This window comes from Terriglobales bacterium (genome assembly GCA_035691485.1).
GTDB lineage: Bacteria > Acidobacteriota > Terriglobia > Terriglobales > Acidobacteriaceae > JAIQGF01.
In genome coordinates this window covers 1-18,169 of record DASSIZ010000121.1, presented here as the reverse complement: position 1 = coordinate 18,169, position 18,169 = coordinate 1, and the positions used below count along the sequence as shown (strand labels likewise).

The following is an 18,169-nucleotide window of genomic DNA, read 5'->3' as shown; positions in this document are numbered from 1 at the left end:
CTAAGGGATGCCGTACAGTTTGGCGGCGTTGTCGTGCAAGACCATGCGCGCCAGCTCGAGCGCGCGAGCGCGGCTGATCTCACCGTCAGCCATCATGCCGGTCAGAGCCTCGGCCAGCGCCCAGCGGGCGCCCTGCGAAGTTTGCCATCCCACCTCTTCCCAACCGATTTCCGGAGTGGCTGCATACAGGTCGGTGCCGAACAGCACTTTTTCCGGATACCACTCCATCCAGCTGCGCATGTAATTGGCCAGTTCGCGCGGCGAGATCATCCAGCCTTCCGAAGTGTCCGCCCAGACATTGGGCTTGCCCAACATGAATGCGACTTCGCGCGTGAACGGCCAACCCGCATGCAGCAGAACGAAATTGGTCTTGCGCAGCGTAGGGTCATCGAGATCGGCTTCCAGCAACAGCGGATTGGCGCCGCCGAGCTGGAAATATCCGCCGCAACCAGCGCCAGTGTGGAGGTGCACCGCCATGTTGAGCCTTCCGGCTTCGGCCGCAATCACGTGAAACAGATAATCCTGCAGGACCTTGTATTCCGCCTTGGTGGGGGCGTGGATGAGGGAAGAGGGGCGCGCGTCGCCAAGTTGCCGCAGGTAAAGGTCGGCGGCAGCGTCGCGGTTCGCGGGCGCGAAGTCGAGCGCGCGCAGGTATGCGGCCTCGAACTTCACCGCGACCGCGCCCGCCTGTTTCTGCCGCTGCAGCGTCGGCAATACGACGCGAGCAACATACTCATCGAGCGACGCGGGTAGGCGCGCGACTTGCAGGTCCGACAGGTAACGCCGCAGCAACTTTTCTTCGAGGGCGTAGAAGATCTTGCGGTCCGGCGTGTCGGCCATGGCGGCGTTGTTCAGCGGAAACAGCAGCGCGTCATCGTAGGGAACCCAGCGGAACCGCGGCGGCTTAAGACCGGGCCCCATGGCAACACGGTTGGCGAACATGGTCTGAATATTGAGGCGGTCCAGGACCCACGTCGGAAAATTCTCGCCCTGCTCGCGCCTGATCCTATCTTTCGCGGCCATCAACTCGCGCAGGTGCTGCGGAGATGAGTCGTCGTAAGGGTAGTTGTACAGCGCTTTCCACGCCTTCATGAATGCGGGATTTTCCGGGCGCGTCATGGTCGGCGAGCCGGAAGGTTCCAGCGGATCGCAGGGAAGCGCGTCGAACTCCGTGTCGTGCTCCCCCGCGGCCACCACCTTCATCACGTGGGTATGGTTGTCGATGGCCTTGATCTGTTGAATTTCCGCCAGCAAGGCAGGGTCGGGTTGGGTTTGGGCGGAGACGAAGACAGCGGCGAACGTCAGGACGAGGAGAGCAGTCACGCGGCGCATACATGAACGTACATACCACATTGCAAGGCTGGGAACGAGTGCTTCAAGCCCTGGACCTGGCCAGCGGACGGCGTGGACGCTGCTTTGCCGAAATGGAGCGGATCACCAGGCGTCGCCGCGCCTTGCCATCAATAGGAACCTTTGCTCGCCGTACTGCTTGATCGATAAGCTTGCGAATCTCCGGGTCGTCCATCTCCGAGGCGTCGCTCAGCACGATACTGCGCACTAATTTTCCCGCGCCCCGGAGACGGCGCCCGGGATCGGAAAGTTTGGCGCCATCCAGGAAGAACAGGTTCACCCAGCGTGGATACAGGGCAATGGAAAAGATCGCCTCGGAAGCGCGCTCGGTGGGCCCGAAGCCAATCACCAGCGCGTTGTAGTTGTCGTACACCAGTTCCACCGCACCGGGCAGCCGCGCACGCATTTTGACCAGCGCCCTGCGCGCGCACGCTGCCACTTCCGGTGTGTAGCGAGACATGCACGCGTCAAGTCGTTGTTTTGGGGTCATGCGCGGTTGGCGTCAGCTTCCAATCTGAACGTTGATGTAAAACTGTTTTTGCTGTGGCACGCCGTTGTCCTTGCCGGCGGTTGAAGTCGTCTTCTTCACCTGTTCCAGCACCTGGCGAGCGAGCGCGGAGTTCGACTCCTGCAACACTTCCGCCTCCGTCACTTTGCCGTCTTCGCCGACTTCAGCCACTACGATTACTGGTTGAATGTGTCCGACCGGACCACCTGTCAACGACACGAACCTGGGGAAGCGCATCGGCATCATCAGCATGGCGCCTGGGCCCCGCGCCTTCATCTGCTCGGTGGGAGTGAAGTAACCGGCATCGGTAGAAACGGGATCGTTGATGCTCTCCAGGCGCGCGGAAAGCACCGTGGTCTCCCCTTCCGTAATAGTGATCTTCCGCGGCAGCACACGGTTGTGGAAGTGCAGAGCGTCCTGGTAGTCGTAGGCAATGTAGATTCCCGGCGCTTCGGAATAGAGCCGCAGCAGGCCGGCCTGGGTGTCAATGCAGTACTCCATCTCCTCCCAACGGCGGCCCTGGGTCGCGGTTGCCGGGTTACCCTGCCGAGAGAGCAGAACGCACATGAGGTCAAGACCGTTCCATTTTGTAGACGCGATGCGGATCAACGCTCCCGGCGAGAAATTCAGCACCGGCCAGAAAACCGCGGTGCGGAGCATGTGAATGCGCATGGGAATGGGGCCGGCGGTCTTGTCGTCGTAAGCGACACCGCCACCGCCGACACGCAGCATGGAGAACCCGCCCAAATGTGCCGACCAGCGCCACCTGCGTCCTGACAGCCAGGTTTCTTCCATGTCGCCGGCGCCGGTGTAGAGCGCCTGCCCAGCCGCGTTGAACGACAGCTTCAGGGTAAACGGCGACATGGTCGCCATGTGCAGATCGCTGTTCTGGCGGGCGCGCTCGACCAGCGAGAGCACCAGCGCACGCTCTTGTGGAGTATCGGGCACAAAGGTCGCGCCGGTGGATGGCTCCGCCGGATCACCAGGCAGGGGCGCCATTTGCGGCGCCGTCTGGCAGATGGAAGCAACACTAGCCAGCAGCGTGAGGAGCAGCCAGAACGCGCCTTCGCGAAGGGATCTCATGCGCACCCCCATCCCGCCCCAAGTAGCGGGCATTGTAGGACGGCGGGATGGGGGTTTCAACAGCTACTCTGGTTGCGAGCAGATTCTTCGGCGGTAAGGTCTGCCGGCCGCAAACCAGACCGGCACACCCACCGCACGGGCCTGATTAGTCCGCAGCCCGGGATTCCTCCAACTTGGCGTCCAATGTGATCTTCGCGTTCAGCAGCTTCGATACCGGGCAGCCGCTCTTGGCATTGTCCGCGGCCTGGCGGAATGCTTCCGCAGAAGCCCCGGGAACGCGCGCCGTGGTCTGCAGGTGGACCTGGGTGATGGCAAAGCCGGCCTCCAGCTTCTCAAGCGTGACGGTGGCTTCCGTCGCGATTCGCTCCGGCTTCAGCCCGGCATTGCCCAGCTGCGCCGACAGCGCCATGGAAAAACAGCCGGCATGCGCCGCAGCGATCAATTCCTCGGGGTTGGTTCCCTTCTCGTTTTCGAATCGCGTCATGAAGGAATAAGGAGTGTTCGACAAAACACCGCTGGCGCTTGAAACCGTTCCTTTTCCGTCCTTCAATCCGCCGTTCCAAACCGCACTGCCTTTGCGTTGCATAGCATCTCCAGTTCTTGAGGTAAGAAATCCGCTAGGTGTTCGGGAGACGGGGTCCCGGACTGCCGGCTATGGTTAAGAGTTCGGCGGCAAATCGCTGGACCAGGTATCGGCGACGATCAGCCATTCGCCATCCGCTTGCCGCCGCCACACGGTGAGATATTTGCCGCGGTCCTGGCGTTTGCCGCCTTCGCGCGGCACCGCCATGGAATAGCGACCGACGTCGTAAGCCAAGTCGCCGGAATGCTTGACGAAGGTGACCTCGTACGACAGTTCCCCAACTCCGTGCTGCATGGGTGTCTTCAAATACTCATGAATCGCATCGCGGCCGTGCACGGCGGCATGATGCGGCGGCATGTACACCGCATCCGGCGCGTACGCCCGGATCAGCTTATCCAAATCACCGGCGTTCCAGTTGCGTGCCCATTGCTGGCCAATCTGGCTGATGTGCTGTTCGACTGCATCGGTGGTACTCGGCATCATGACCTCCGAAAGGCTGCAATCCTGGTTTCGCCCGCCTGCCGCCGCAGGCGGCAGGCGGCTTCGATAGTAGCTCCACTGCCCAAACCACAACCTGAAATTGTACCCAAATTTCCCTGTTGCATCCGGTTTCTCTTCGGTTAGACTGCGCTGCCCATTTCTTTTCAATTTCCACTTTAGGAGAGTCCCATGAAATCTGCCGTTCGTGGCGCTATTGCTGTATTGATGCTGCTCGGAATGTTTGCGGGTGTGATGGAGAAGAGCGCGAAGCAGAATGCGCCGGTGGTGGTGGCGGGCGGCGGCCCGATGCCGTTATGTGATCCGAACGCGGACCCGAACTGCCCGGATCCGATTCCCCCGGCCGCACCGGCCCCGCCGTCCCGGTAAGTTACTTTGGGTTACTTGCTGTAGCAACCTTTAGTAATCAAAACGCTTGCTCCGGAGCGGCAGGCGGAGCTATGCTCCTGCAACGCTCATGTCACTCCGCTTGCTTTACTACGTCCTGTGGATCGCGCCGGTGCCGGTCTTTGTTGGCCTCAGTGCGCTCATGCAGCGTCGGAAACTGGCGAAAGAGTTCCCGATTTTTTTTGCTTTCGTGCTGTTTCAGGTTGCCGATTTCGTTATCGGGTTCTCCACCTACCAGGTTTCACGAGGAACCTACTTCTACGCCTACTGGATCCTGGCGGCAGTGGGCATGGCGCTCGGATTTGGCGTGGTTTACGAAGTTTTCACCAACGTCTTCCAGCCATTCGCCGATTTGCGCGAGCTGGGGACCATCCTCTTCCGCTGGGCTTCGCTCGTCCTGCTGATGGCCGCTATCATGTTGGCGGTGACCGCGCGTCCGGCGGCGAGGACGCAGGTTTTCGCAACCATCCTGAACTGCGTCCGCAGCCTCGAGATCATGCAGTGCGGGCTGGTTCTGCTGATGCTGCTGTGTTCCGCCTACCTTGGCATCACCTTGCGTCACCGTCTCTTCGGGGTTGCACTGGGATTCGGCATCATTGCGGCTGCTGATTTGATCGTGGTCACCGTGTTCGCAAATTTTGGCATGGCGGCAGGCAGCTTCGTCCAACTCGGCAAGATGCTGAGTTACAACGTTGCCGCTGGCCTGTGGTTTGCGTATATGTACGCTGGCACCGTGGAGCGCAAGCCGACCAAGCAGTTCGCTCGCGCCGAACGCTGGAATTACGCGCTCGCGACGGCCATGAACCCGGGCGGCGATTCGCCTGCCCTGCCGTTGATCGAGCATGCTGTCGAACGCGTATGGAAACAGGCGAACGGGCGCTCCGATAAGGGGCCTGATACAGCGCAAAGCTCCGATCAGTAGAAATCCGAACAACTCAGGAAGAATCCACAGCGACGGCAGGTCAGCTTGCAGCGGTGTTCCTCAAGCGGGGCGGAGCAGGTTGGGCAGGTTCTCATCAGGTGGCCCGGCGATGTCGGAGCGCGGCCGTCAATGGGCGAGAATTCGCCGCTTGTAACCTGCTCACGATCGTCGGTCACAGCCTGTCGTCCCAGAGCAGAGCGTAGAGATCTTCGCCCGCGATCAGCCGTTCCAAGGCCCGGAGTTGCGGCGGGAAATGAAGCATGTGCAGGCGCGGATGCACCTGGAATCGCGCCAATACGCGTTGCGGCATCGGCCCACGAATGTGCGGTTCCAGCAGGCGCGACAGTTGATCGTGGTCGCTGGGCAGCAGGCAAGGACGCGGCGAAACCCACGCCAAGCGCAGCAGCACACAGAAAAACTGGAATTCCGCCGCGGAAAACTGCTCCCGCCACCGCGGATTGAACGGGAAAAATGGGAATGGATTTTTTTCTACGACACAAACACCCGGCCACATCGGGACCAGGGGCGGTGTACCACCTCGGGGCAAGGCAGCCTCCGGAACACCTGTCGGGGAAACGGTGATCCGACAATGCCGCAGCTGCCCCTGATTTGCAAGTGCGAATTTGACCCAGTGCAGTGACGAACAATATGAAGGTTACTGCTCAATCGGCCGATAGTACGCCTCGCCTGCGCAGGAGCGGCACAGCACCTCGCCGTCCCGCACCACTTCACGACGGAAGTTGATGCCTTCACGGCAACGGGCGCACACCGCCCGCTCGCCCTTGTATCCGGGAAATTCTTCCGGCGGCAATTCGACCGTGACCGCCTGCACATCGAACAAGTCTTCGTCCTTCATTTCCCGGTAGGCGAGCATTTGCTGCTGGTTCTTGTTTTCGATCTCGGGGTGCATGCTCCGGGCCAATCCCTTCGACGATTCCTTGGCAGCAATCCGATAAGCGCGCCCATTCGACACGTCGACGAAAGTTGCCGCCACCTTGCCCCAGTCGCGAAACTTGAGCGCACGTTTTCCCAACCGGCATCCGGTGACCACGGCGACCGCGTCAGTCGCGCAGCGGTCAATCTCGACGAACGTCACCAGACGCTTGCGGTCCTTTCCGCGAGGATCCTCGATTCCCAGCTTCTGCAGCCCCAACATGGCCATGCGCACGCCCAGCACCTGTCCGGCGCACAGATGGCCGTGTGCGACTTCGGCCTCGCGGAGGAACTCGTCGAGAGACTTCATGTTCATGGGAACCCTGAAACTATGAACCTACTTATCTTCCTCTGCTGCTGCCGGCTCGGCAAAAGCTTCCGCCCCATGTCCGCGAACATTGAAAGTCAGCTTCTGACCGCCGGCGGGCACAAACGTTACCCGAGGAGGCTGGCGCTGCCATTCCGGGGCGAGGCATTGCGAGTCAGGAATACCGGAATCCTTCACCGCGCCCAGTTCGCGTTTCAGCAGCGGCTTCTTGCGACCGAGCTGCGCGACCATGGCGTACAGCTTGGTACCGTCATCCGACACGCCGCAATAGGCGGCATAATCACGATACCAGCTGGCCAGCGAGTAGAACGGGTCGAAGTTGGGCAAGGTAAGCTGGCTTACCCGCCCGGTTTCGCGGTCCACCAGCAGCCACCCTCCGCGCTGCCACTTCCATTTATGCGCGGTGGCCGCGTCCGATGGCAGCCAGTCATTGAGCCGATAAGCGCGCCGCACCACCAGCAGCCGCTCGGTAACGTCGTGCGGATCCCCGGTGGTGAACTCCTTGAGGTGTCCATCTACGAACAGTGACCGCATCTTAATGTCCACCGCCGTAGATTCATCTGGTCCCACGAACAGCTTGACCGGCATCCACTTGCCCCAACTGAGAACATGCTGCCTGGGCGCGGCCATGGCGACGATTGCCAGTCCGAGACAGGCCGTAAGTACGAGAAAAGAATGACGCATGCGAGAAGCCTAGTCCCGGCGGCGGAGCTCCGCAAGTCGCAGGGTCATGGCCCAGGGGGTACAATTACCCTTGGTGCTTCGGGTGCACCCTCGTGGGGCAGATGCAACCAAAACCAGCTCTCCTCTCGTCAACTAGAGGACACATGAATTCCGGCCTGACGCAGAAGCGCGTACCGCGCATCCTTGTCGTTGACGATAACCAGGACAACGCCTCTCTCATGCAGCAATTGCTGCAATCACGCGGCTACCAGGTGCGCGTCGTGCACAACGCCTACGACGCGGAGTGCGAGATCTATTCGCAGCTGCCCGATCTTGTCCTGCTGGACGTCATCATGCCCGGCAAATCGGGTTACGATCTTTGTCGGGAGCTCAAGGCCAACGCCGCCACGCGGCTGATCCCGGTGGTCATGATCACCGGCCTCAGCGATCGCGAGGACAGGATCCAAGGCATCGAGGCCGGCGCCGACGACTTCCTCAACAAGCCCATATTTCCGGAAGAGTTGTTCGCGCGCGCCCGCTCCCTGATCAAGCTGAAGGAATTTACCGATGAACTGGAGAACGCCGAAGACGTGCTGTGCACGCTCGGCCTCAGCGTCGAGGCGCGCGATCCCTACACCGAGGGGCATTGCGAGCGCCTGTCGCGCTACGCCAGCCAGATGGGACGCCAACTCGAACTGGACGAAGAATCTATCGTCGCACTGCGGCGTGGCGGATTTCTCCATGACCTTGGCAAGATCACTGTCCCGGACGAAATTCTCAAGAAGGGCGCCAACCTCACCGCGGAGGAATGGCAGATCATGAAGCAGCACCCCATTACCGGGGAAACCATCTGCCGACCGCTGAAGTCGCTGCGCATGGTGCTGCCCATCATTCGCAACCATCACGAGCACTGGAACGGCAGCGGCTATCCCGACGGACTGCGCGGCGAGGACATCCCGCTGCTGGCGCGAGTCCTGCAGGTGGTGGACGTCTACGATGCCTTGATCACTGCCCGCCCGTACAAGCCGGCCCTGCCTCACGAGCAGGCCGCCGAAACCATGCGCCAGGAAGCCGCGGCCGGACTTTGGGACCCGAGTCTGGTCGCCGAGTTCTTCCAGATGCTGCGCAACGCGCAAGCGGCCTAACCTGATTTTGTAACCTGGTAATTTTGTAATTTGGTTTGCAAGGGGACAGGTCTGTGCGGGAGTCCAATTGCCGCTCTGTGCAGGGGTCCAATTACGAGGTTTAAGATTACGAATTTGCTAGATCAAGAGGTATGTCGGAACTCAAACCACTTCCGCCGATTCTGACGGCACATCTATTCCGTGTCATCGAGCGCAAGCTGCTGGAGCTGTTGCGCTCGCTCTCGCTCGACGACTGGGAACGGCAGACTGTGTCGCCGCGATGGAAGGTAAAGGACGTCGCTGCGCATTTGCTCGATACGCAGCTGCGCAAGCTCTCGCTGGCGCGGGACGGCTACGTCGCCGAACAACCGGACATCCGCTCCCCGCGAGACTTAGCGGCATTCATCAACGGCATGAATGAAGAGGGCGTGCGAACTTATCGCCGGCTCAGCCCCGCGGTCCTGATTGACATGATGGAGCTGGCGTCGCGGCAAAGCGCGGCCTATCACCAATCTCTCGACCCGTTCGCGCCGGCCATGTTCGGAGTGAGCTGGGCGGGCGAACAGCAATCGCTGAACTGGTTCGATACCGCCCGCGAATTCACCGAGCGCTGGCATCACCAGCAGCAAATCCGGATGGCCGTCAACTGTCCCGGCATCATGACACGCGAGCTTTACCATCCGGTGCTCGATTGCTTCATGCGCGCGTTGCCGTTTTCCTATCGCAACCTCAGTGCTGAAGCGGAAACCCTGTTACGTTTCAACGTCGCAGGCGAATGCGGTGGAAGCTGGTTCCTGCTTCGTGACGACCGCGCCTGGCAACTGGTAGCCGAGCCGCACGGAAAGAAACGATCGGAAGTAACCATCCCCCAGGAAATCGCGTGGCGTATTTTCACCAAGGGGATCGATCGCGCCTCGGCCGCGGCGCAAATCGGCGTCGAGGGAGATCGCGACCTCGGCCTGCACGTGCTGAGCACGATCGCGATCGTTGCCTGAGGCCTCCCTCGCGCACTTCCGGGAAAGGCGGCCTCTCAAAAAACTTTTCAGAACTTCTCCTCGGGGCTTATAATCCGCCAACTCTCAAGCAGTCCACTTTGTGGGTTTTCAAAACGGCCCGTTGCAATAAAAGCAGTCCCATTCCATCCGGAGGTACCTGATGAAGGCGCTGCGTCTGATCGCGTTGGCGTTTTTGCTGCTTACAGTTTCAGTTCAACTTGTTGCTCAAACCCAGATCACGACCGGCGTGATTCAGGGCACGGTTGTCGATCCCAGCGGGGCCGTGGTTCCCGGCGCCACCGTTGAAGCCAAGAACCCGGACACAAACTTCAGCCGGACACTGACGACCGATAGCAATGGCCGGTTTGTCTTCCTGGCAATGAACCCAGGCAACTACAACCTCAGCATCAGCGCCAAGGGCTTCGCCACCGTCGTGCAGAAAGATGTCGGGTTGACGGTCGGCCAAGCGGTTTCGCTGACCATCCCGGTCAGGGTATCGGCGACGGGCGAGCAAATCGTGGTGACCGCCACCCCGACCGTAGATGCCACGAAAACCGAGGTCAGCACCACGCTGGCGCCCATCACGGTCGCCACCACCCCGGTTCTGGGCCGCAAGTTCGAGGACCTGTTGACGCTGACGCCCGGGGTCAGCATTGTGCAGGGCCCGGACGGCGACGAGATCACCTTCTCCGGCCAGCGGGGAATTTTTAACAACATCAGCCTGGATGGCGGCGACTACAACAACGGCTTCTTCGGCGAACAGATGGGGGGCCAGCGCGCCGCCATCGACATCACCATGGACGCGGTGCAGGAGTTCCAGGTAGTCGCCAACAGCGCCACCGCCGAGTTCGGCCGGACTGCCGGCGGCGTCATCAACGTGATCACCAAGTCCGGCACCAACAACGTCCACGGCAGCCTATTTCATTTCCAGCGTCTGGAAGCCCTGAGTTCCGATACATCGGACGGCAAGCCGCTGAAGAACTTCAGCCGCGAGCAGTTCGGCGGCACCATTGGCGGGCCCATCAAGAAGGACAAGATGTTCTTCTTCGGCGCCTTCGAGCAGATCATCGCCGAGTTGTCTCGCGAGAATCTGAGCGCGCAATTGGGGCCGACGGCGTGCCCGATCGCCACGCCCACCGTCCAGGCCAACGAGGCGCTGATCAATGCCAATACCGATTGCCAGCGGCTGGCACTGATCAATTTCATACAAGGCAGCCGCGGCCAGGCAGAAGGCGTGCCGGTCAGCCATCCCATCCGCAATTCCAATGCGCTCGGCAAGTTCGACTGGAACGTTACCGGGCGCAACAAGCTGACCGCCTCTTATAACTTCGATTACTCGAAGAATACCAACCAGACCTTCGACGTCCCCACCTATGGTGCGTCGGCCAACGGCATCGAGGGACCGTCCAAAATCCAGGCCATAAACGCCAACTGGATTTCCACGATCAGCAACAACACGCTCAACGAGTTGCACTTCACCTACTCGCGCGAAAACCGCCCGCGCTCAGCCACTTCGTCCAAAGTTCCAGCCGATACGGCCATCGGCTTTACCGATGCCGGGGGAAACTCGCAAGCCTTCCGCTTCGGTAATCCGTTCTTCCTGGGCCCAACGGTGGATGAAATCTTCTGGCGCACCCAGGTTCGCGACAATTTTTCCATTGTGCACGGGAACCACAACATCAAGTTCGGTGGCGAGTGGATTCACAGCTTGAATGCGCAGACCTTCCGGGGATTCTTTGAGGGCCGTTACATTTTCGCCACCACCGACGGCTTCCTGCGCTATGCCTCGCCGGCCGCGGCCAATGGTTTCGGACCCGGCGCGAATCTTTGCGGCAATGGAAGTTGGGTCACGGTCACTGCCCCGTTCAATCAAACTTGTCCTGGCGGCGCCTATACCGGCCTTCCGCTCCTGTTCTATCTGCAGGACGGACTTCCGACCGGACTGCTGAACCTTCCCCCGGGCGCCTCCACCATCAGCAACCAGGACTACGCGCTGTTCGTCCAGGACAAGTGGCAGGTAACGCGCAATTTCACGCTCAACTATGGCCTGCGGTGGGAAGCGCAGATCTTCCCCAGTCCAGTCGTCGCTCCGTCCAAGACCGCCTATGGACCGTATTTGAGCGATCCCTTATTCCCGTCAGATGGGACCGAGCATAATCAGAAGGCGGAATTTCAGCCGCGACTGGGCTTTGCCTGGGACCTGTTCGGCAATCAAAAGTCGGTGTTGCGCGCCAGCGCCGGCATCTACAACGCCCACCAGAACATGCTGACCCAGGTGGGCTCGATTACCACCAATGGCGTGCAGCAGTACACCATCTTCACCAATACCTCTCTGGCTCAGCTGGGCTTTACGCCGGTGCCCCCAGTTTGGCCGAATGCCTTCCCGGTTCCTGCGCCCACGGGCGCCATTCCTCCAGGCGCGGGCGTGCGCGTTTTCGACAAACATTACAAGAACCCGCGTATCTACACCGGAAATCTCGGTTATGAACAGGAAATCGCCCCCAGTTGGTCGTTCTACACCGACTTCACCTGGTCGAAGGGGGTGTACCTGACGCGTTTCTTCGACTATCCCGCTGGTTTCTTTGACGCCAGCGGCACATTCCATTCCACCTGCTGCACCACGGGCGCGCCGTTCCCCAACATCTCGGACCTGTTCGTGACCAACAGCACGGGCAAATCGCTCTATCGCGGCGCCACCTTCGGCTTCAGAAAGCGCTTCAGCCAGCACTTCCAGTTGGACATGAACTATGTGCTCTCGGAGGATCTGGACAACGACTCCAACGAGCGCGACCCATTTACTGATCGCCGCTTGAATCCATCCAAGCCGGCGCTGGACTACCACTTCTCAGACCGCGACGAGCGCCACAAGTTCAACCTCTACAGCTACTCGGAACTACCGGCGAAGATCAACCTGAACCTGCGTTTGCAAGCCCACACGCCGCAACCCATCACCGCGACCGGCTGTCCCATCCGCAACTGCGCGTGGAAGGACAATGCCTACATCTCCTTCGACTGGAGAGCCATGCGTCCTTTCAAGATCGGCGAAGGCAAGGCCATCACTCCCATCGTCGAGATGTTCAACACCTTTAACAACATCAACAACATCAACCCCCTGGTGTCACCGCCGCTATTCGATTTCGACGGATTCCTGCGCCAGGGCGTTGGCGATCCCAGGCAGTTGCAACTGGCAGTGCGCTTCACCTTCTAGCCAGACGTTTTGCACGCGACAAGGCCGCTGCCATCCAGCAGCGGCCTTTATTCATTTCGGATTTGGATGCACTCGGATTTTGAGGTGCGGAAGGGAAATTTCGAGTTTGAGGGCAAACGCCCATCCCGCTCTACGATGCGGCGGCCCGCCGAGTGATCGGCGCCGGAAGTGGGACCGCGACTACGCCTTTCCCGCGCTGGAAGCTGAGCGTCATGGACGTGGAGCAGTGTCCACACAGCCAGAAGAACTCAACTTTGTGAGGACGCTTGGGCTCGAAGGTGAATGGCAAACTGTCGCCCGGCTCGGCGCTGTCGGCAGTGTCGATCTGGTACAACCTTCCGTCTCGCAGGTAATGAAACGGTGTATTGCAGTCAGGGTTGGCGCACTTGGACAACATGCAGGCCTCCTGCAGGAGGGAAAGCGGATGCCTCAGGGGAAGGCGTTCCAGCCCCATTTGCACCAGCGTACGCGAGTAGGATGCATCCATTTGCTCCTGAGTAGCTGAATAAATTTCCACCATTAGGTCGGGTCGTGCCGAGATGTGCCACGATTCCAAATCGGGAGATTTTGCACCATTTGTGATGCATTCTGGGTAAAGCTGTGTAAACGACATTGCCGCCATCCGGGTTGCTGGTTGACAATCTCGATTTGCCCGGCAACAGAGGAGCGTAGCGGAGGAATTTATTTCGCCGATCTCGGGGGATTGAAATCCACCTCTACCCAAACAATTCAAGAGGAGTCATCATGCGACGCAGGGTCTCGTATGCAGCGGCCGCGCTGGCGGTTGTCATCGCGGCGGCCATCGCCGTACCCGCCATCGGCGCGGCGAACAATGAGAGTGTTGACCTGGAAATGATCACCAGCATTCGCCAGGAAGCGTTCCGTAATTCCAAGGTGATGGACACCCTCAGCGAACTGACCGACCGCATTGGTCCGCGGCTGACCGGTTCGCCGAACATGAAGCGGGCCAACGAGTGGACGCGGGACCAGTTCCAGAAATGGGGCCTGGCGAACGCCCACCTGGAGAGTTACGGACCGTTTGGCCGGGGCTGGTCGGAGGAATCGGTGTTCGTGCGCATGACCTCGCCGGACGTGGCCATGCTGATTGCGCAGCCGGAAGCCTGGACTCCTTCCACCGTCGGCATGGTGCGCGGGCGCGTGATGCGCGCCAAAATCGAGAAAACGGAAGATTTCGAGAAATACCGCGGAAAACTGGCGGGCCAGATCGTTGTCCTGGGCGACATGCGCGAGGTGAAACCGCACGAAGAAGCGGAGATGCGTCGCTATGACGACAAGCGGCTCGACGAGGTGTACCAGTACCAGGCAGTGGAGCGGCACGGATATCAGCGGCCTCCCCGCGAAGAGATGATCCGACGCCTCCAGTTCCGCAAGGAATTGGCGAAGTTCCTGACCGAGGAAAAGCCGGCGGTCATCATCAAGCCGAGCAACGGCGATGGCGGGACTATTTTTGTCCAGGGTACGCAGGCCTACAAGAAGGACGAACCCGCGGGCGTGCCCAGCCTGGTCATGGGAATCGAACACTACGGACGCATCATGCGGCTGATGGATCGCGAGGTGCCCGTGGAGTTGGAAATCGAGGTCAAGACAAAGTTTTACGATGACGACGCCATGGCTTACAACACGGTGGCGGAAATTCCGGGAGCCGATAAGAAGGATGAGATCGTGATGCTCGGAGGCCACATGGATTCATGGCACACGGGCACCGGCGCCACTGACAATGGCTGTGGAGTCGCGGTCGCCATGGAGGCGGTCAGGATCCTGAAATCGCTGGGCGTCAAGCCACGGCGGACGATCCGCATTGCGCTGTGGAGCGGCGAAGAAGAGGGCCTGCTGGGCTCCAAGGCCTATGTCACGCAACACATCGGAGAACGCCAGCAACCCAAGGACCTGAGCCCGACTGAGGCGGCGCTGCCCTCGTACATGCGGCGGCAACAAGGGCCGGTGATTCCCAAGGCGGAGTGGGGCAAGGTGTCGGCGTACTTCAACCTGGACAACGGCTCGGGAAAAATACGGGGCATCTACACCCAGGAGAACGCGTCGGTGCGGCCGATCTTCGAAGCCTGGCTGGAACCGTTCCGCGACCTCGGCGCAACCACGGTCACCATGAAATCGACCGGTGGAACCGATCACCTCTCGTTCGACGCCGTGGGCGTGCCGGGTTTCCAGTTCATCCAGGACCCGCTCGAGTACGATACCCGGACACACCACTCCAACATGGACGTCTACGAGCGCGCGCAGAAAGACGATCTGATGGAAGCGGCGGCCATCATGGCGTCGTTCGTGTACAACGCCGCCATGCGCGACCAGATGATGCCGCGCAAGCCGCTCGGAAACGATACCCAGTTGCTGCGCGCGGAGACGAAACCCGCGGGCGAAGCATCGTCCGTCAAAGTTAAGAAAGCGGGCAAAAAGGAGTGAGCCGTCTTGGATGTAGTTCTATGGGCATGGCAAAGGCCGTGCCTTTTTTTGTGTTGATTCCGCGCCCATGCTGCCGGAGATGCGCAGCACAGGTGCGCGCTGCCTCTGCTAGTGATCGGCCTTCTTCGCTGACACTTTCTCCGCCATTAAGTCGCGGTACGAGATCAATTCCACGCCGCATTCTCGAAGCAGATCACGCGTGCCGTCGGCAGTGAGAAGGGCAAGCTCAGTTTCACGCGAGGCGGTAAGCGCGGACAACGGGCTTAACATGGCATCGTTGTAACCGGGATGGGTGACTAGTTCCCAGGTGCCCTTTGGAATGCGCCGAATCAACCCCCGCAGCCGCCGCTCGTCCAGATAACCGGTGAGCACGATGCCGACGGTGCCATCGGTGGTGACGAAGCCCTCCGTCTCGACGATGTGGCGGAACTTCCCTGCCATCGATTGAAACGCCCGCACCGCGCCGTAGCGAGCGAGCATCTTCGGACGCAACGACAATTGCGAAAGACGCACCAGCGGGTCAGGCTCGAAAGGATTACGAAGGGCACGGATGCCGCAGGCTTTCGCTGCCCGCAGCAGTGCGCGCAAGACTTGCGGAAACAGGTGGGTGTGCTTGTGCGTGTCGAAATGGCTGAGCGTGATGCCGGCGGATTGAAGTTTCCCCATCTGCGCCGAAGCCTCGGCGGTGATTTGCTCCGACGAGAGGCGGTTGCGCAGCGCGGCGCGCGCGAAGCGGGCAAAACCGGGCCGGAAGGTCGCACCGCTGGTCAGAGTTGGAAGCTGGCGGCAAGGCAAAACCGGCGCGAGTTGGATGAGATCGACATGGCACCCGATGGAAAGTTGGGGGAGCGTCCGGGCGAGCGCGACCGCGTCCTCGAAGGCGCTGCCGGCGGCCATCAAGGTCGTCGAGGTGACAACGCCGTGCTGGTATGCTTCTGCGATGGCGCGATTGATGCCGCGCGTGAGGCCGAAATCATCGGCATTAATGATGAGACGCTTCACTTCGACCTAGTGTAACGGACACGCCCCGCTCGACCATAAAAGCCGTGTCGAACCAGGAGAACTCTGTGGGCTAAACACTGGAACCATTCATCATTTTTTCATGCCGTTGCCACACGCCAGCAATATGCCGAGAGTGCTGTCGAGACTGCTGCAAAGCACCCGGCTTCGATCGCCGCCACACTGACCATCCGGTATCGGGACTACCGCCTGGGAGATGTTGCCCCGTGGTCCGTGGCGCATGAGCGTGGAAGGGCACCGCGTCGGCACTCCGCTAGCCGGCGGCTAGCCGTACAATAGTGGTCCAGTGGCGCACTTGGACCGAACTCGTTAGGTCTGAAGGGCCCGTAGCTCAGCGGTTAGAGCAGTGGACTCATAATCCATTGGTCCCAGGTTCAAATCCTGGCGGGCCCACCGAAATTCCGCAATAAAAATGCGGCTCTCGGCGCTAATCGGCGCTGTGGCCCCCGATTCCGCAATTGCGCGACCCCAGGGAATTTTGTCACACGGAATGCGCCGGCCCACCAACAATCCACCGCCAAAATCAAACGCACCGCCCCGGTTGCTCCCGGAACGGCGCTAACCACAGTCGCCCGATAGGAGCGGGCACGCCATGGCCGAAAATCGTTCTATCCGCTGCGTGCTGTACGCGCGCGTTTCCACTCTCAAACACGGGCAAGACTGCGAAGTTCAGCTCCGTGAATTGCGCCAGCACGCCAGCGCGCGCGGCTGGGAAGTTGTACACGAGTACATTGATGCCGGCGTGAGCGGCAGCAAAGAATCGCGCCCACAACTCAACCAGCTAATGACCGCCGCGTGCCGGCGAGAGTTCGATATTGTGGCGGTTCATCGTTTCGACCGCTTCGCCAGAAGCACTCGGCACCTGTTGATGGCGCTGGAAGAGTTCAAATCGCTGGGCGTGGGATTTGTGAGTTATTCGGAGGCGCTTGACACCAGCACGCCGCTGGGCGCCGCGATGTTCACCATCTTGGGAGCTATTTCTCAGCTCGAAAAAGACATCATCCGCGAGCGCGTAATCGCCGGCTTGCGGCACGCCAAGTCGAAGGGCATCAAGCTGGGCCGCCCGGCGGTGCCGGTGGACGTAGACGCGGTGCGGGCAGCGCGGGCGCGCGGCTTGAGCTGGCGCGCGGTGGGGCTGGAGTTAGGCATCGCTCCGATGGTTTGCCTCCGTGCCGCGCGGGCGGTGACCTCTTGACAGGGAGCATGGTTCGCGTGGCACAGTAGCACAGGCGAATTTCCAATCACGGCGACGTGCCCGCCCGGGCGTCGCCGTTTCTTCTTGGAGGATAATGGTGGACGACATAGGGTGACGCCGCGCCAGTCGGCCAGTTCGGCGATGGTGAAATACATATCCGCTCCAAAAAGAAAAAGCCGGGCCCTCGACTTGCAAAGGCCCGGCTGGCGTTACAGCCGCTCTTAAAAAACATTTACTTTAACATTAAAGTAATATCACCGATCACGGGCAGGGTCAAGAAGAAACCATTCCGAAATAATGGAATGCCATTAGCGAACCGCTTCCCGAAGGGCGCATAGGTAGGCCGCAACATTCGTAGCTCAGTCCGGCGACATTACAAGCGGAGCAAAACTAGGGTTAAACGCTTGAGGGGGTAGGAGACAGACGCGTTTAAAGTTGCACCCCCTGCCGCAACTCAGTCCCAAAACCGGATTTTTTGTCCGGTACCGAGCAAAATTCAACTATCCAAGAACTATCTTTCATAACAAAAAACCTCTAGCATAAAAAAAGTGGTGTACAATTTTGTACACCTTGCTCTTGCCGCTGGGTTGAGCATATCGGCGGCCCGCCTGCAAGCGTTGTCGTCCGCCCGGCCCAGGGCCGTAGCACACCGGCCTCGCCAGAGGAGGACAACACGATGCTTTCCAAACCAACGACCAAAGATGCCCGGACCCCGATACAGAAAAGTCTTTTCCCTCCGCCCAAGAGCAGCCGCGCGGGCAGCCGATTTGATCCTGAGGCCTTTCTTGCCACCGTCGGCGTTGGCCGAGAGCTCCTGAAACTGGCGAAGAAGGAACCCCTGTTTACTCAGGGTGAGCCTGCGAACACGGTTTTCTATATACAAAGAGGCAAGGTGAAGCTCACCGTCGTCAACGAACGCGGCAAGGAAGCGAC

Annotated in this window: 18 protein-coding genes and 1 tRNA gene; 9 read left to right on the top strand and 10 right to left on the bottom strand. The window is 60.2% G+C overall.

From position 1 onward, the window contains the following. The 5 genes from VFI82_15775 to VFI82_15755 all read right to left on the bottom strand — a co-directional run bounded on the left by VFI82_15775 (position 1) and on the right by VFI82_15755 (position 4,004). Complete coding sequence (locus VFI82_15775) at positions 1-1,323, bottom strand: amidohydrolase family protein (GenBank protein HET7186145.1); 1,323 nt, start codon at positions 1,321-1,323, stop codon at positions 1-3. A gap of 52 nt (positions 1,324-1,375) precedes the next feature. Next, positions 1,376-1,810 carry a hypothetical protein gene (locus VFI82_15770; protein HET7186144.1) on the bottom strand — a complete coding sequence of 145 codons (435 nt, stop codon included), beginning with the start codon at positions 1,808-1,810 and terminating at the stop codon, positions 1,376-1,378. Positions 1,811-1,852: 42 nt separating this feature from the next. Beyond that, positions 1,853-2,941 carry an energy transducer TonB gene (locus VFI82_15765; protein HET7186143.1) on the bottom strand — a complete coding sequence of 363 codons (1,089 nt, stop codon included), beginning with the start codon at positions 2,939-2,941 and terminating at the stop codon, positions 1,853-1,855. Between the two features lie 145 nt (positions 2,942-3,086). Beyond that, entirely contained in the window at positions 3,087-3,527 is a 441-nt protein-coding gene (locus VFI82_15760) for an OsmC family protein (protein HET7186142.1), read from the bottom strand. Between the two features lie 72 nt (positions 3,528-3,599). Beyond that, on the bottom strand, positions 3,600-4,004 hold the full coding sequence (locus VFI82_15755) for an SgcJ/EcaC family oxidoreductase (protein HET7186141.1): 405 nt from the start codon (positions 4,002-4,004) through the stop codon (positions 3,600-3,602). Between the two features lie 189 nt (positions 4,005-4,193). Here VFI82_15755 and VFI82_15750 point away from each other — a divergent pair, with 189 nt between their 5' ends. Further along, positions 4,194-4,391, top strand: a complete 198-nt coding sequence (locus VFI82_15750; GenBank protein HET7186140.1) for a hypothetical protein — start codon at positions 4,194-4,196, stop codon at positions 4,389-4,391. A gap of 88 nt (positions 4,392-4,479) precedes the next feature. After that, a complete protein-coding gene (locus VFI82_15745) occupies positions 4,480-5,331 on the top strand; it encodes a hypothetical protein (protein ID HET7186139.1) in 852 nt (283 codons plus the stop codon). A gap of 172 nt (positions 5,332-5,503) precedes the next feature. Here VFI82_15745 and VFI82_15740 read toward each other — a convergent pair whose 3' ends face one another. The 3 genes from VFI82_15740 to VFI82_15730 form a co-directional block, all read right to left on the bottom strand. Then, positions 5,504-5,878, bottom strand: a complete 375-nt coding sequence (locus VFI82_15740; GenBank protein ID HET7186138.1) for a hypothetical protein — start codon at positions 5,876-5,878, stop codon at positions 5,504-5,506. A 108-nt stretch (positions 5,879-5,986) separates the two neighbouring features. Further along, positions 5,987-6,580: an FmdE family protein gene (locus tag VFI82_15735; GenBank protein HET7186137.1), complete on the bottom strand. Its 594-nt coding sequence runs from the start codon at positions 6,578-6,580 to the stop codon at positions 5,987-5,989. A gap of 21 nt (positions 6,581-6,601) precedes the next feature. Next, entirely contained in the window at positions 6,602-7,276 is a 675-nt protein-coding gene (locus VFI82_15730; GenBank protein HET7186136.1) for a hypothetical protein, read from the bottom strand. A 143-nt stretch (positions 7,277-7,419) separates the two neighbouring features. On the opposite strand from VFI82_15730, the gene VFI82_15725 reads away from it, so the two are divergent. The 3 genes from VFI82_15725 (at position 7,420) to VFI82_15715 (ending at position 12,582) form a co-directional block, all read left to right on the top strand. Next, positions 7,420-8,400, top strand: a complete 981-nt coding sequence (locus tag VFI82_15725) for an HD domain-containing phosphohydrolase (protein HET7186135.1) — start codon at positions 7,420-7,422, stop codon at positions 8,398-8,400. A 131-nt stretch (positions 8,401-8,531) separates the two neighbouring features. Beyond that, positions 8,532-9,374, top strand: coding sequence for a maleylpyruvate isomerase N-terminal domain-containing protein (locus VFI82_15720; protein HET7186134.1), 843 nt, complete (start codon positions 8,532-8,534; stop codon positions 9,372-9,374). Positions 9,375-9,534: 160 nt separating this feature from the next. Beyond that, a complete protein-coding gene (locus tag VFI82_15715) occupies positions 9,535-12,582 on the top strand; it encodes a TonB-dependent receptor (protein ID HET7186133.1) in 3,048 nt (1,015 codons plus the stop codon). A 130-nt stretch (positions 12,583-12,712) separates the two neighbouring features. Here the strand turns inward: VFI82_15715 and VFI82_15710 are convergent, their stop codons facing one another. Next, on the bottom strand, positions 12,713-13,069 hold the full coding sequence (locus tag VFI82_15710; GenBank protein ID HET7186132.1) for a hypothetical protein: 357 nt from the start codon (positions 13,067-13,069) through the stop codon (positions 12,713-12,715). A 257-nt stretch (positions 13,070-13,326) separates the two neighbouring features. On the opposite strand from VFI82_15710, the gene VFI82_15705 reads away from it, so the two are divergent. Beyond that, positions 13,327-15,021 (top strand): M20/M25/M40 family metallo-hydrolase, encoded by a 1,695-nt coding sequence (locus tag VFI82_15705; GenBank protein ID HET7186131.1) that lies wholly within the window; start codon positions 13,327-13,329, stop codon positions 15,019-15,021. 108 nt (positions 15,022-15,129) lie between these two features. On the opposite strand, the gene VFI82_15700 is transcribed toward VFI82_15705, so the two are convergent. Beyond that, entirely contained in the window at positions 15,130-16,023 is an 894-nt protein-coding gene (locus VFI82_15700; protein ID HET7186130.1) for a ChbG/HpnK family deacetylase, read from the bottom strand. A gap of 338 nt (positions 16,024-16,361) precedes the next feature. Here VFI82_15700 and VFI82_15695 point away from each other — a divergent pair. The 3 genes from VFI82_15695 to VFI82_15685 form a co-directional block, all read left to right on the top strand. After that, positions 16,362-16,434: transfer RNA gene (locus tag VFI82_15695), tRNA-Ile, on the top strand. Positions 16,435-16,633: 199 nt separating this feature from the next. Beyond that, positions 16,634-17,236, top strand: a complete 603-nt coding sequence (locus tag VFI82_15690) for a recombinase family protein (protein HET7186129.1) — start codon at positions 16,634-16,636, stop codon at positions 17,234-17,236. A 676-nt stretch (positions 17,237-17,912) separates the two neighbouring features. Then, the coding region (locus VFI82_15685) for a cyclic nucleotide-binding domain-containing protein (GenBank protein ID HET7186128.1) at positions 17,913-18,169 on the top strand (257 nt) is incomplete at its 3' end.

What these genes read in the sequence shown, in the direction of transcription:
- VFI82_15730 (HET7186136.1), bottom strand. Translation starts at nt 7,276, where the DNA reads ATGCGTCATTCTTTTCTCGTACTTACGGCCTGTCTCGGACTGGCAATC.
- VFI82_15770 (HET7186144.1), bottom strand. Translation starts at nt 1,810, where the DNA reads ATGTCTCGCTACACACCGGAAGTGGCAGCGTGCGCGCGCAGGGCGCTG.
- VFI82_15715 (HET7186133.1), top strand. Translation starts at nt 9,535, where the DNA reads ATGAAGGCGCTGCGTCTGATCGCGTTGGCGTTTTTGCTGCTTACAGTT.
- VFI82_15720 (HET7186134.1), top strand. Translation starts at nt 8,532, where the DNA reads ATGTCGGAACTCAAACCACTTCCGCCGATTCTGACGGCACATCTATTC.
- VFI82_15710 (HET7186132.1), bottom strand. Translation starts at nt 13,069, where the DNA reads ATGGATGCATCCTACTCGCGTACGCTGGTGCAAATGGGGCTGGAACGC.
- VFI82_15690 (HET7186129.1), top strand. Translation starts at nt 16,634, where the DNA reads ATGGCCGAAAATCGTTCTATCCGCTGCGTGCTGTACGCGCGCGTTTCC.
- VFI82_15745 (HET7186139.1), top strand. Translation starts at nt 4,480, where the DNA reads ATGTCACTCCGCTTGCTTTACTACGTCCTGTGGATCGCGCCGGTGCCG.
- VFI82_15750 (HET7186140.1), top strand. Translation starts at nt 4,194, where the DNA reads ATGAAATCTGCCGTTCGTGGCGCTATTGCTGTATTGATGCTGCTCGGA.
- VFI82_15760 (HET7186142.1), bottom strand. Translation starts at nt 3,527, where the DNA reads ATGCAACGCAAAGGCAGTGCGGTTTGGAACGGCGGATTGAAGGACGGA.
- VFI82_15705 (HET7186131.1), top strand. Translation starts at nt 13,327, where the DNA reads ATGCGACGCAGGGTCTCGTATGCAGCGGCCGCGCTGGCGGTTGTCATC.
- VFI82_15755 (HET7186141.1), bottom strand. Translation starts at nt 4,004, where the DNA reads ATGCCGAGTACCACCGATGCAGTCGAACAGCACATCAGCCAGATTGGC.
- VFI82_15735 (HET7186137.1), bottom strand. Translation starts at nt 6,580, where the DNA reads ATGAACATGAAGTCTCTCGACGAGTTCCTCCGCGAGGCCGAAGTCGCA.
- VFI82_15725 (HET7186135.1), top strand. Translation starts at nt 7,420, where the DNA reads ATGAATTCCGGCCTGACGCAGAAGCGCGTACCGCGCATCCTTGTCGTT.
- VFI82_15765 (HET7186143.1), bottom strand. Translation starts at nt 2,941, where the DNA reads ATGAGATCCCTTCGCGAAGGCGCGTTCTGGCTGCTCCTCACGCTGCTG.